The 13,240-nt window shown below is 66.0% G+C and carries 8 protein-coding genes; 6 read left to right on the forward strand and 2 right to left on the reverse strand.

Going from position 1 to position 13,240, the window contains the following annotated elements; translation table 11 throughout:
- Positions 1–38 precede the first annotated feature (38 nt).
- From N551_RS0119595 to N551_RS0119605, 3 genes are all read left to right on the forward strand, one after another.
- On the forward strand, positions 39–710 hold the full coding sequence (locus tag N551_RS0119595) for an OmpA family protein (protein ID WP_027568339.1): 672 nt from the start codon (positions 39–41) through the stop codon (positions 708–710).
- Between the two features lie 158 nt (positions 711–868).
- Entirely contained in the window at positions 869–1,798 is a 930-nt protein-coding gene (locus tag N551_RS0119600; RefSeq protein ID WP_027515083.1) for an efflux RND transporter periplasmic adaptor subunit, read from the forward strand.
- The gene (locus N551_RS0119605) at positions 1,798–4,947 is read left to right on the forward strand and encodes an efflux RND transporter permease subunit (RefSeq protein ID WP_027568340.1); all 3,150 of its coding nucleotides are present in this window, start codon (positions 1,798–1,800) and stop codon (positions 4,945–4,947) included. Before N551_RS0119600 ends, N551_RS0119605 begins: the two co-directional genes overlap by 1 nt.
- A 204-nt stretch (positions 4,948–5,151) precedes the next feature.
- Here the strand turns inward: N551_RS0119605 and N551_RS0119610 are convergent, their stop codons facing one another.
- Entirely contained in the window at positions 5,152–5,826 is a 675-nt protein-coding gene (locus N551_RS0119610; protein ID WP_027568341.1) for a Crp/Fnr family transcriptional regulator, read from the reverse strand.
- Between the two features lie 235 nt (positions 5,827–6,061).
- On the opposite strand from N551_RS0119610, the gene N551_RS0119615 reads away from it, so the two are divergent.
- The 3 genes from N551_RS0119615 (at position 6,062) to N551_RS0119625 (ending at position 11,934) form a co-directional block, all read left to right on the forward strand.
- A complete protein-coding gene (locus N551_RS0119615) occupies positions 6,062–8,140 on the forward strand; it encodes an AsmA family protein (protein WP_027568342.1) in 2,079 nt (692 codons plus the stop codon).
- A gap of 270 nt (positions 8,141–8,410) precedes the next feature.
- The gene (locus N551_RS0119620; RefSeq protein WP_027568343.1) at positions 8,411–10,858 is read left to right on the forward strand and encodes an adenylate/guanylate cyclase domain-containing protein; all 2,448 of its coding nucleotides are present in this window, start codon (positions 8,411–8,413) and stop codon (positions 10,856–10,858) included.
- A 248-nt stretch (positions 10,859–11,106) separates the two neighbouring features.
- Positions 11,107–11,934: a hypothetical protein gene (locus N551_RS0119625; protein WP_245287822.1), complete on the forward strand. Its 828-nt coding sequence runs from the start codon at positions 11,107–11,109 to the stop codon at positions 11,932–11,934.
- On the opposite strand, the gene N551_RS0119630 is transcribed toward N551_RS0119625, so the two are convergent.
- On the reverse strand, positions 11,935–13,224 hold the full coding sequence (locus tag N551_RS0119630) for a Spy/CpxP family protein refolding chaperone (RefSeq protein ID WP_051462856.1): 1,290 nt from the start codon (positions 13,222–13,224) through the stop codon (positions 11,935–11,937). It lies immediately after the preceding gene.
- Positions 13,225–13,240 lie beyond the last annotated feature (16 nt).

Here is a 13,240-nt window from a genome sequence, read left to right on the forward strand (position 1 = left end):
TCGAACCGCGCCAGCTGGCTGCGCAGGAGGGACTGGCTATGAGATTGGCTGCAAAGGGACTTACCGCAATCCTGTCCATCATCACCGTCGGCGCCGCGCTGTCGCTGACGATCCCGCTTGCCTTCGCGGCCGACGACGGCAACAGCAAGAACGTCACCGAGGACGAGATCGTCCGCGCGCTGGCGCCGCCGCCGAAAAAGCCGCTGACGCGCGGCCTCTCGATCGCTCCGCAGGCCGATCCCGCACCGAGTGCGACTGAGTCCAAGCTGATCCAGTCCGTGCGCGGCCGCTCGACACGCTCCCTTTCGTCGGTCGAGCGTGAAGAAATCGCCTCGGCGGCCAAGGACAAGCCGAACATCGATCTGGAAATCACGTTCGACTACAACTCGGCCAATATCAGCGCGAAATCGCTTGCCTCGGTCCAGGCGCTCGGCCGCGCGCTGACCAGCCCCGACCTGAAGGGCTCGACCTTCGTGGTCGCCGGCCACACTGACGCCGCCGGCGGCGAGAGCTACAATCAGGACCTGTCGGAGCGCCGCGCGGATTCGATCAAGCGCTACCTGGTCGACAAGTACAGCATCTCCGCGACCGACCTCGTCACGGTCGGCTACGGCAAGAGCAAGCTGAAGGACCCGGCCCAGCCGATGGCCGAGGTCAATCGTCGCGTGCAGGTCGTCAACATGGAAAACAAGACCACCGCATCGAAGTGAGCACGACGTAATCCTTTGAAGTGACAAGTCGTGATGTGGTGTAAAGTCTTGCTTCCAGCGCGCGTCCCGCAGCCTTGCGGGACGCTGCTTCATTTCAGGAAAACGCTCTCCATGGGCCGCGCGCGGATGGCCGTGAGCCAGGCCAGGACGATCCGGCAATGAACCTTTCCCAATATCTCAAGCCGGCCGGAACGGTGGTCTTCGTCGTCGCGCTCGGCGTCGGCTATTATCTGTTCGAGCACCGGCATCGCGCCGAGCCCAAGGAAACGCCGAGCGAGGCCCTGGTCATCGTAACCAAGTCGACCAATGCCTGCTTCTCGGACTTGGTTCGGGTGACCGGCTTCTTCGTGCCGCGCCGCGAAGCCGTGGTCGTCGCCGACCAGGAGGGATCCAGGGTCACCGACCTCTTCGTCACCGAGGGCACCCTCGTCACCGACAATCAGGAGCTGGCGCGCCTGACCGCACCGCCCCAGATCCCGGGCCAGCCGCAGCGGCCCGGCCCGCAAGGTCCGGTCTCCCTGAAGGCCTCTGCGCCGGGCCTCGTCACCGAGGTCCGCACCATCGTCGGCGCGCCGGCCTCGCCGCAGGCTGGCCCGATGTTCCGAATCGCCGTCAACAACGAGATCGAGCTGGACGCGCAGGTCCCGGCGGTGCACATGGCCAAGCTCAGCTCCGGCGCGACCGTTCGCATCAGCCGCGACGACGCGCCCGATCTGATCGGGCGGGTCAGGCTGGTGGCGCCCGAAATCGATCGCGCCACCCAGCTCGGCCGCGTGCGCATCAGCGTCACCAACAATCCCTCGCTGAAAGTCGGCGTGTTCGCCCGCGCCTCGATCGACGCCAAGCGAAGCTGCGGCGTCGCGGTTCCCAAGACCGCGATCGACCATCTCACCGTGCAGGTCGTCAAAGGCAACATTGTCGAGACGCGCAAGGTACGGGTCGGGCTGTCGTCGGACAGCGCGACGGAAATCCTGGAAGGCCTCAACGTCGGCGAAATCGTCGTCGCCGACGCCGGCTCTTCGCTGCATGACGGCGACCAGATCAAGACCATGTTCGCCGATGAACTCGATCGCACGCGGGTACGCTGATGGCTCTCAATATCTCGGCATGGTCGATTCGCAATCCGCTGCCGTCGGTCGTTTTTTCCATCATCCTCCTGATCCTCGGCTGGGTGTCCTTCACCAAGCTCGCGGTGACGCGGCTACCCTCGGCCGACATTCCCGTGATCTCCGTCGCGGTATCGCAGTTCGGCGCGGCACCCGCCGAGCTCGAATCCCAGGTCACCAAGACGGTTGAAGACGCCGTCTCCGGTGTCGAAGGCGTCAGGCACATCACCTCGCAGATCACCGACGGCCTGTCGGTGACGACCATCCAGTTCGCGCTGGAAACCAACACCGACCGCGCGCTCAACGACGTCAAGGACGCGGTGACGCGCGTGCGCTCCAACCTGCCGCAGAACGTCACCGAACCGCTGATCCAGCGCGTCGACGTCATCGGCCTGCCGATCGTCACCTACGCCGCGATCTCGCCCGGCAAGACGCCGGAGCAGCTCTCCTATTTCGTCGACGACGTGGTCAAGCGCGCGCTGCAGGGCGTGCGCGGCGTCGCCCAGGTCGAGCGCATCGGCGGTGTCGAGCGCGAGATCCTGGTCTCGCTCGATCCCGACCGCCTGCAGTCGATGGGGCTGACGGCCGTCAATGTCAGCCAGAGCCTGCGCGGCACCAATGTCGACGTCGCCGGCGGCCGCGCCGAGATCGGCAAGAACGACCAGGCGATCCGCACCCTCGCCGGCGCCAAGACGCTGAGCGACCTTGCCGGCACCATGATTCCGCTGTTCGGCGGCGGCGAGGTCCGGCTCGACGATCTCGGCACCGTGACCGACACCATCGCCGACCGCCGCACCTTCGCCCGCTTCAACGGCGAGCCGATCGTCGCGCTCGGCATCAAGCGCTCAAAGGGTGCCAGCGACGTGAAGGTCGCCGAGGCCGTACAGAAGCGCATCGACACGCTCAAGGCTACCTATCCCGACGTCGACCTGAAGGTGATCGACACCTCGGTCGAATATACCAATGGCAATTACCACGCGGCGATCTCCACCCTGTTCGAAGGCGCCATCCTCGCCGTCGTCATCGTGTTATTGTTCCTGCGCGACCTGCGCGCCACCATCATCGCCGCGATCTCGCTGCCGTTGTCGATCTTCCCGGCGTTCTGGGCGATGGACCTGCTCGGCTTCTCGCTCAACCTCGTCAGCTTCCTCGCCATCACGCTGTCGACGGGTATTCTGGTCGACGACGCCATCGTCGAGATCGAGAACATCGTCAGGCACATGAACATGGGCAAGTCGCCCTATCGTGCCGCCCTGGAAGCCGCCGACGAGATTGGCCTCGCGGTGATCGCGATCTCGCTGACGATCATCGCGATCTTCGCACCCGCGAGCTTCATGTCGGGCATCGCCGGACAGTTCTTCAAGCAATTCGGCATCACCGTCTCGGTGCAGGTGTTCTTTTCGCTGCTCGCGGCGCGCTTCGTCACGCCGGTGCTCGCCGCCTACTTCCTCAAACATGGCAATCACCAAGAGCCGCCGCCCGGCCGCGTGCTGCGGTCCTATCACAGGCTCGTGGCCTGGTCGGTGAAGCACTATTTCATCACGGTGCTAGCCGGCTTCGGCGTCTTCGCCGCCTCGATCTGGAGCATCACGCTGCTGCCGCAGGGTTTCCTCCCGGCGCAGGACAGCTCGCGCTCGCTGGTTGCGCTCGAGCTGCCGCCGGGCACGCAGCTCGCCTACACCGAAAAAGTCACCGAGGACATCGTGGCGCGCCTGCGCAAGCGGCCCGAGGTGAAAAGCATCTTCGTCGACGGCGGCCGCGTTCCACCCGGGACCCAGGAAGTCCGGCGCGCCGCTTTGATCATCAACTACACGCCCAAGGACAGCCGCGACATCACCCAGCGCGAGCTCGAATTCTCGATCAGCCAGGAGCTGGAGAACATTCCAGACATCCGCTTCTGGTTCCTCGACGAGAACGGCCTGCGCGCCATCTCGCTGGTCGTGACCGGCGCAGACGCCAACATCGTCAACAACGTCGCCAGCGAACTCGCGACGCAGATGAAGCGGATTCCCACCATCTCCAACGTGATCTCGGAAACCACGCTGGAGCGGCCCGAGCTGCGCGTCGAACCGCGCGCCGATCTTGCCGCACGGCTCGGCGTGTCGACCGAAAGCCTGTCGCAGACCATCCGCGTGGCCACCATCGGCGACGTCGGCCCCGCGCTCGCCAAGTTCGACGTCGGCGACCGTCTGGTGCCGATCCGCGTGCAGCTCGAGGATGCCGCGCGCGGCAATCTGAAGACGCTCGAACAGTTGCGCGTGCCGCTCGGCGAGCACGGCGAGAAGGGCGGCGTGCCGCTCTCCGTCATCGCCGACGTCAAGCTCGACCAGGGTCCGACCAGCATCAACCGCTACGATCGCGAGCGACAGGCGACCGTCGCGGCCGATCTCGTCGGCTCCGCCGCGCTCGGCGACGCCACCAAGAAGATCTACGACCTGCCGGTCATGAAGAGCCGGCCGAAGGGCGTGAAGGTCTCGCCCTCCGGCGATGCCGAAAGCCTGAACGAACTGTCCGAAGGCTTTGCCACCGCGATCACGGCGGGCCTGATGATGGTCTACGCCGTGCTAGTGCTGCTGTTCGGCACCTTCCTGCAGCCGATCACCATCCTGTTCTCGCTGCCGCTCTCGATCGGCGGCGCGATCGCGGCGCTGCTGATCACCGGCAAGCAGCTCACGACGCCGGTGTGGATCGGCATCCTGATGCTGATGGGCATCGTCACCAAGAATGCGATCATGCTGGTGGAATTCGCCATCGAGTCCATTCACGCCGGCACACCGCGCGAAGAAGCCATGATCGACGCGGGCATGAAACGCGCTCGTCCGATCGTGATGACCACGATCGCGATGGCCGCGGGCATGATGCCAAGCGCGCTCGCGGTCGGCGCCGGCGGCGAGTTCCGCTCGCCGATGGCGCTCGCGGTGATCGGCGGCCTGATCTTCTCGACCATCCTGTCGCTGGTGTTCGTGCCCGCGATGTTCATGGTGATGGACGATCTCGGCGCGCTGATCTGGCGCTTCGCCAAGCGGCTGGTCGTGCACAGCGAAGATGCGGAGGGCGCCGGTCACCACGGAGCTGCGCCGGCGGGAGCGGCACCAGCGCCGAAGAGCATCGTGCACCCCGCGGCGGAGTAGCTATGGCACAAGCGTCAAGTACACAAGGCAGTTCAGCGAGCGCCATCCGCGAACCCGACATAGCGGAGGATCGTCTTCGCTACCAAGCATTCAGACGTACCGGTCGTGCTGTGCCGATCGAGGCCGTTAAAGCGTGGGTTGCGAGTTGGGACTCTTCTGACGAACTCCTTCGCCCCGATTGTAGCGACCCAGCCTAACGGCCCCCTACTCGTTCCGCGCGATCGCCGTCAGCTTGGTCATGTTCCGCAGCAGGATGCGGCCGCGCTGGAGATCGAGGATCGCTTCCTTGCGCCAGGCCTGAAGCTGGCGGTTGACGCTCTCGCGGGCGGCGCCGACGAAGACGCCGAGTTGCTCCTGCGAGATGTGCACCTCCGAGCCGAAATCGGCGGCGAGCGCGCAGAGGCGCCGCGCGAGACGAACCGGAAGCGGCTGGAGCATGGACTCTTCCATGCGCTCGCTCTGCCAGCGGATGCGCTGGCACAGCAGCGCGATGATCTTGATCCCGACCTTCGGCTCGCGTTCGAGGAAAGCGAGAAAGTCTTCGCGCCGCAGCACGAACAGCTCGCTGGCTTCGCCAGCGGTCGCGTCCGCAGTGCGGCTCTGGCCGTCCAGCACCGCAACTTCGCCGAACAGGTCGCCCGGCCCCATGAAGTTCAGCGTCAGGCGGCTGCCGTCGGAGGCACCGGTCTCGATGCGGACCTGGCCTCGGCGCACGCCGAACAGCGCATCGCCCGCGTCGCCCTTCTGGAATAGCACCTCGCCGTTCCCCAGATGCTGGGTGTGGCAGAGATTTGCCAGCCGCTGGAGCTCGTCTACGCCGAGATCGGCGAACATCGCATTCATCTTGAGGATGACCGCAAATTCGGCCTGCTTGCTCATTTCAATGTCCTTGTGAATTTCGTTGGCAAATCGCTTGTAACCATCAACATCAGGATCGCGTAAAACCACGCCGGGGAAGTGTGCCATAAGTCACATAACTTTGCAGCACCCCCAGACTATTTTTACGTGCTTGGAGCCGCTTCCCGTCCCGGGATAAACTCAGGCGTAAAGGACGCGTGCAAATGACGGCCATCTGCCGGATTCGACGCCGGTTGTCCGCCGCTGGAAAGTCGACATGAGAGCCGTGAAATTCGCCGGCGCGGCGGTGGCCGCAATCGTCATCGCGATCGCACTCCTGCTGGTGGTCGGGATCCCCTCGGGCTTCCTGACGTCGACGATTGCCTCGCGGGTCGAGAGCGCGACCGGCTATCGCTTGTCGATCGACGGCACCATCAGAATCAGCCTGTGGCCGACGCTGAACGTGACGCTGAACGACCTCACGCTTGCCGACCCCAAGGACCGCAGCGGCATCACCCGCCTGACCATCGACAGCGTGCAGGCCGACATGTCGCTCTCGAGCGTCTGGTCGGGCCGCCCGAAGATCAGCGAGCTCGTCGTCACCCATCCCGTGCTCTACCAGCCGCTGCTGCGCGAGCGCCTGCCGAATGCCGGCGGCACGTCGAAGCCGGTCGCGCTTGATACCGACGGCGCCGCCATCGACCGCATCAAGGTCACCGATGGCGAGATCGCATTCGCGCGGGTGCGCGATCGCGTCGAGAGCCGCATCGGCGCGGTCAATGCCGATGCAATCGTCGGTCGCGACCGCAAGATCAGCATCACCGGCACCGCACGGGTCGGCGAGCATCCGACCAAGTTCGACATCAAGGCGACCACGCCGGCGCCGCCGGCCGACCGCCCGACCATTCCGGTGGATTTCGCCATCGACATGCCGGATGTGCTGAAGTCTCGGCTCGCGGGCCATGCCGAGATGCGGCTGAGCGGCGATGTCGTGATGATCAACGGCCTGAATGGCACGCTCGGCGATGGCGCGTTCAACGGCTGGGCCTCGGTCGATATCGCGAGCAAGCCTCTGGTCAAGGTCGATCTCGACTTCCAGCGGCTCGCGATCCCGCTGGCGAAATCGCCGGAAGGCGCGTCCGGGCAACCCTGGAGCGATGCGCCGATCGACGTGTCCGGGCTCAACTATGTCGATGCGCAAATCAGGATCTCCGCGCACGAGGCGGTGATCGGCGATGCACGTCTCGCGCCGCTGGCGGTTGATGCAAAACTCGCCGGCGGCGTGCTGAAGGCCGGCACCGCCAATCTCGGCGCCTATGGCGGCCAGGTCTCGGGCGAATTGATCCTGGATGCGACCAGCGGCGCGCCGAGCTTTGCGATGCATTCCGACCTCGCCGGCGTGCGCGCGCTGCCGCTGCTCCAGGGTCTCGCCGAATTCGACCGGATCGACGGCAAGCTGCAGGCCAAGCTCGCGCTGCGCAGCGCCGGCACCAGCCAGCGCGCGCTGATGGCGAACATGCAGGGCACGGCCTTCGTCAATTTCCAGGATGGCGCCATTCGCGGCATCAACGTCGCGCAGATGATCCGCTCGCTGACCTCGGGCACGTTGTCCGGCTGGCAGGCAAACCAGGACAACGGTCGGGAGCAGAGCACGGATTTGTCGCAGCTCTCGGCGTCGTTCCGGATCGACAAGGGCCAGGCGGTGACCACCGATCTCAGCTTGACCGGACCGCTGGTCCGCGTGACCGGCGCCGGCACGATCGCGCTCGACACCAAGATGATGGGCTTTCGCGTCGAGCCGAAGCTGGTGATGACGACCGAAGGCCAGGGCCGCGTCGCCGAGCCGGTCGGCTTCGGCATTCCCGTGATGATCCAGGGTACCTGGTCGCAGCCGCGGATCTATCCTGACATGGCCGGCATGCTCGACAATCCGGACGCCGCCTATGCCAAGCTGCGCGAGATGGGCAAGGGCCTGTTCGGCGCTGATGGGGCTGGGCTCGGCAATATTCTTGGAAGCCTTGGCCTCGGGGGAGCCACCGCGCCGGGTGGCGGCAATGCGACCGGCAATGCCAATCCGCAAACGCAGCAGCCCGGACAGAACAACCCGCTCGGCGGCCCCTTGGGCGAGGCGATAGGCAATCTGATCCAGCAGGGACTTTCCGGTGGCGCGGGAAACGGCACTGGGACTGCCACGGGCACCGGCACTGCCGCCGGCCGCAGCCGCAGCCTGCCTGCAGCGCCATCCACATTGATGCCGCAAGCTTCGCCAACGTCCCCCGCCCTGGAGGACCCGCCGGCGGCGCAGCAGGACAGCCAGCCGATGAACGACGTGCTGCGGCAGCTCTTTAACCGATGATTGCAGGACCAAAGCGCTGGACTCCCAGCCCTCCCTTGCCAAGCCATCCCCTTACATCGGCTGGCCCGGCGGCGGCTTCCTCCAAACGGATGAGACTGCGACAATTCACCATGCTTCCGCCTGCCCAGCGTCCAGGCGGGTAACCACACCGGCCGGTCAGGCGGCCCCGACCAGTCCCTTCACAGTCCGTTGGACCAAATTGTGCTAGAAGGCTCGCAGGGTCCGTCAGGCCCGTAGCGCCGGCGCCGATGGCGGCGCGAGAGGATCGGGATGGCAGGAGCGAGCGACAAGACACGGTTTCTGCGCGAGGGTCTGTTCGCCAAATACGTCGTCTCTCTCGTCGGCCTCGTCGTGTTCGTGCTCGCCGTCAACGGCGCGATGGAGAGCTGGATCTCCTACCGCGCCACCAAGGCACAGCTGACCGACGGTCTCGAGGACAAGGCGCAGGCTGCCGCGCGGCGGATCGAGCAGTCGATCTCCGAGCTGGAGCGCCAGATCAGCTGGGTGACGCGGGCGAGCCAGGACACGCTCGAGAAGCGCCGCGCCGACTACGCCCAGCTGCTGCACCAGGTCTCGGTCGTCACTCAGCTGTTCCAGCTCAACGGCGACGGCCGCGAGGTGCTGCGCGTCTCGCGCCAGTCGACCACGACCGGCAGCAACGCCGACCTCTCCCGCGACATGCGCTTCACCGACACCGTCGCCCGCGGCGTCAGCTACGCGCCGGCCTGGTTCTCCGACCGAACGCCGTTCATGTCGATCTCGGTGGCGCATTCCGGCTTCAACGCCGGCGTCACCGTGGCCGAGCTCGACCTCAGCTTTCTCTCCGAGTACCTGTCCGACGCCCAGGTCGGCAAGGCGGCCTTCGCCTATGTGGTCGATCCGCGCGGCCGCGTGCTGGCGACGTCGTCGAAGGGCCCCGACGTCGGCAAGGATTTGTCGAAGCTGCCGCAGGTCGCGGCCGCGGTCGCACCGGGCCACGAGCCCGACAATTCGGGTACCGACTTCAACGGCCATGCGGTGATGAGCGCGGCGAGCACCGTGCCGAAGCTCGGCTGGAGCGTGATGTTCGAGCAGCCGACCACGCAGGCCTTGATGCCGATCCGCGACCAGCTGGTGCGCATTGGGCTGCTGATCGGCATGGGCCTGCTGGTCGCGATCCTCGCCGGCACGCTTCTGGCGCGCCGCATGATCATCCCGATCACGGCGCTGCGCGACGGCGCGCACAAGCTCGGCGAGGGCGATTTCAGCCATCGCATCGAGGTGCACACCGCGGACGAGCTGGAAGATCTCGCCGGCCAGTTCAACCGCATGGCCAGCCAGATCCAGGAAACCTATTCGGATCTGGAGACCAAGGTCGAGGAGCGCACCCGCGATCTCGCGCAGTCGATCAACGAGCTCAAGGTGCTGGAAGAGGTCGGCCGCGCGGTCGCCGCCTCGCTCGATCTCAACGCCGTGCTGCCGACGATCGCTGCGCGCGCGATCGAGATCACCCATGCCGACGCCGTGCTGATCTATGGCTATGACGCCGAGGCGCGCCGCTTCAATCTGGTCGAGGCCAACGGCATCGACAAATCCGCCGACGGCGCCCATGTCACCATCGACGAAGGCCAGGATATCCTGAGCGATGCGGCCGGGAGCGGCGAACCGATCGCGATTTCAGATCTCGACCAGGCCTCCGAGCAGCCGCTGCGCGACGTCGCGATCGCGGCCGGCTTCCATTCGGTGCTGGTGGTGCCGCTGGTGGATCAGCAGGGCACGCTCGGCTCGCTGGTGGTGCTGCGCCGCGCCGGCGGCGAGTTCGCTCCAAGCATCATCGGCCTGATGCGCACCTTCGCCAACCAGGCCGTGCTGGCGATGCGCAATGCGCGGCTGTTCACCGAGGTCGACCACAAGGGCCGCGAGCTCGCGGCGGCGCACGAAACCGTGCAGCAGCAGGCCGCCAAGCTCCAGGAGCAGACCGAGCAGCTGCGCAACTGGAATCGCTCGTTGGAAGAGCGGGTCGAGAAACAACTCGGCGAGATCGGCCGCATCAAGCGGCTCGAACGTTTCCTCGCCCCGCAAGTCGCGCAGCTGATCGCCTCGTCCGACGGCCACGACGCACTGCTCGACAGCCACCGCCGCGAGGTCACCGTCGTGTTCTGCGATTTGCGCGGCTTCACCTCGTTCACGGAGGCGACCGAGCCGGAAGAGGCGATGAACGTGCTGCGCGAATATCACGCCGCGCTCGGTGAGCTGATCCACCGCTATGAAGGCACGCTCGACCGCTTTGCCGGCGATGGCGTGATGATCCTGTTCAACGCGCCGATTCAATTTGCCGACCATACCAAGCGCGCGGTGAAGATGGCGGTCGAGATGCGCGATGTGATTGGCCAATTGACCGAGAAGTGGAAGAACCGCGGCCACTCGCTCGGCTTCGGCGTCGGCGTCGCCATGGGCTACGCCACGCTCGGCCAGATCGGCTTCGAGCAGCGGCTCGAATATGCCGCGATCGGCAGCGTCACCAATCTCTCCTCCCGCCTCTGCGACGAAGCCAAGGCCGGCCAGGTCGTCGTCAGCCGCCGCGTCTACGGCATGGTCGAGCCCTGGGTCGAAGCCCGCGCACTCGACGATCTCGTGCTCAAGGGCTTCAACCACCCGGTGCTTGCGATGGAGATCCTGTCGTGGCGCGAGGAGGTCGAGAACGTGTTGGATGCCGCCGCGGCAAGGCGGCGCGGGTAGCCCAAACAAAAAACTGCGAAAACAACCCCATGCACAGTAGCCGGGGCCTGCAAGATCAATGGGTTACGCGGGCACGGAATTGGCCGGAAGCCGTTTGACTCGTCGGGCAAAACACCGGCAGGATGGCATCATCCCACGAACCACATCTCTCGTCCTCGCGACTAACGATCGCCTCCGCGTCGAGGCGAAAGTCCGGATGGAGCCGACCTGTGGCGCTTGCCTTGCCGTCGCGTGCGTATGATTTGCATATGCTGGACCGGCCCGCCGATCGCGAACGCGATCATGGTTGGGTCTACGGCCTGCCGCCGGGCATCAGCAGCGAGCAATGGCCGCTTGATCCCGTCACCGGGTTTCCGCTGATGCACGGTTTTACACTTCTGCTGCCGAAGGATTATCGCGTACACGGCGAGGATATCGTCGCGGTGTCGTTCTTCGCTACCGCACCAGATCACAATGACGGCGGGACACCCGACGATCCCGAGATTCGCGAGGCCGTGCTGGCGCGACCAGCGCATCCGCGGCTTTCGCGCATGACCGACATCCTTGATTACGAATATGCCGCGCTGCTGCTGACGAAGTATGAGTACGAGGGCCCGTTCGCGACGCCGCCCGCGCCGCTTCCGCTTGCGACGGCGGAGCGGCCGCGCTGGCTCGATGTCGGCGGCGCCAGCGCTTTCTTCGAATCCGCCCCGCCCTTCGCGCAGAAGATGTTCGCCGGCCCTCCGCGGGGTGACCTGGCGGAGAACCTCGCGATCGCCTTGATGCCGCGCGCGACCGATCCCAATGCCGGCAAGGCCCCGCAGGACCCGCACCTCCCGCGCAATCCGCCGAGCGACTATCAGTCCTACTACTACTTTATCGGCGGCGTCCCGACCACCGAGAATTTCCGCTCGCACGACTGGGGCAAGGACCACGCCCACAACCATCTCGGCGGCACCATGCGGCCCTGCCAGGCGGTGCCTGAGATGAGCCCGTTCTACATCGAGTTCGAGGAATATTTCGGCGGCTACAATTTCGGCAGCGGCAACGCGCAGCTCGACTTCAAGGACATGAAGTTCGAGTGGGCCTGCGGGTGATCACACGCCGCGCTTCGGCCCGATCGCCTCGAACCCCGCCTTCTGCTCGTCGCTTAAGTCGGCCTCGAAATCGTCGAGCGCGTCACTAACGCCGTTCACCGCCTGCAGCATAGTCTCCAGCCGCGCCTTCGCGGCGGTGAGGCGGGCCTGTGGTGTCGGTGCGGCCTGTGACGGACAGGCGCTCAGCGTTTCCATGGTGCGCAGCGTGGTGTCCTGGAGCACGTCGAGGCGGGCGCGGGCGGTGTCGTCGAGCTTGAGCGTGGAGGCGATCTCGGCCGCGGGCCATTGCTGCTGAATGAGCTGCTCGTATTGGCGCTGCAGCTTCTCGTCGTAGCGGGGATCGCTGTCCGCCTGGCAGGCCGATGCCGCCTGGGGATTCTTTTGCTGCATCGCTGCAAGCGCGGCGCGGCGGTCCTTGGCCAGGCCGTCGAGCTTGGCTCTCTGGTCGTCGTCGAGGAGATCGACGAATTTTGCCAGCGAAGGTGCGACCGCGTCCGTCGCCTTGATCATGGCCTCGATGCGCTCGCGCATCAGGCCGAGGCGCTCCATCGCCCTCGCGGGGACCTGCGCCGGACAGGCGGCGCGGATGGTGTCGCGCGCGGATGCCCACGCGGTCGCGAGCTCGTCGAGCGCAGTGCGCTGCAATTCATTCGGCTGCACGATAGCGGCAATGCGATCGACCGGCAGGCCGCCGGTGTCGCTGGCATCGCAGACAGTCTCCGCGGTCGGGACTCGCCGTCCGCGCCGTCCTTGCGGCGCGGTGTAGGCGGCAAGCTCGGTGGCCGCATAGGGTGCGAAGATCGCGGCATAGATGTCGCCATAGCCATAGGGCGAGAGGCTGGTCGCATCGCCGAGGATGATCGCGGTGGTGAGGTCGTCATGCGCGAACGGCCAGAACACCGGGCCGACCCAGCCGTAGCTGCCGTCGGGGTGGCGCCACCAGCCTTGCGGACGGCGGCCGCCGTGCCAGCCCGACAGCGCGGCTTGCGCCGTCATTGCGGCACGGAGGACGTAAGGATTCGCAGGCTGGCCGCGCTCTGCGCCGCGAGGATCTTGCGACCTCAACGCTGCGGAGCGGTATCGGCTGCCCCGCACCGCCATGCGGGCATGGCGCAAGCGAGACATACCGATCATGTGGCCGACGGCAAAGCGCGCAACACCGAGCGGGCCGCCGCGGAAGCCGAACTGCGCCTCGGCGCGACTTGGCAACAGCACCGCCAGAATCACGAGGGTTGCGCCTGATAGCGCCAGCCCCAGCCTTGGCCTGAGCGCCAAGCGTGATCTCGACATGACCACTGACCTGTCC

The organism is Bradyrhizobium sp. URHA0013 (assembly GCF_000518345.1).
GTDB lineage: Bacteria > Pseudomonadota > Alphaproteobacteria > Rhizobiales > Xanthobacteraceae > Bradyrhizobium.

What these genes read in the sequence shown, in the direction of transcription:
- N551_RS0119615 (WP_027568342.1), top strand. Translation starts at nt 6,062, where the DNA reads ATGAGAGCCGTGAAATTCGCCGGCGCGGCGGTGGCCGCAATCGTCATC.
- N551_RS0119620 (WP_027568343.1), top strand. Translation starts at nt 8,411, where the DNA reads ATGGCAGGAGCGAGCGACAAGACACGGTTTCTGCGCGAGGGTCTGTTC.
- N551_RS0119625 (WP_245287822.1), top strand. Translation starts at nt 11,107, where the DNA reads ATGCTGGACCGGCCCGCCGATCGCGAACGCGATCATGGTTGGGTCTAC.
- N551_RS0119610 (WP_027568341.1), bottom strand. Translation starts at nt 5,826, where the DNA reads ATGAGCAAGCAGGCCGAATTTGCGGTCATCCTCAAGATGAATGCGATG.
- N551_RS0119600 (WP_027515083.1), top strand. Translation starts at nt 869, where the DNA reads ATGAACCTTTCCCAATATCTCAAGCCGGCCGGAACGGTGGTCTTCGTC.
- N551_RS0119605 (WP_027568340.1), top strand. Translation starts at nt 1,798, where the DNA reads ATGGCTCTCAATATCTCGGCATGGTCGATTCGCAATCCGCTGCCGTCG.
- N551_RS0119595 (WP_027568339.1), top strand. Translation starts at nt 39, where the DNA reads ATGAGATTGGCTGCAAAGGGACTTACCGCAATCCTGTCCATCATCACC.
- N551_RS0119630 (WP_051462856.1), bottom strand. Translation starts at nt 13,224, where the DNA reads ATGTCGAGATCACGCTTGGCGCTCAGGCCAAGGCTGGGGCTGGCGCTA.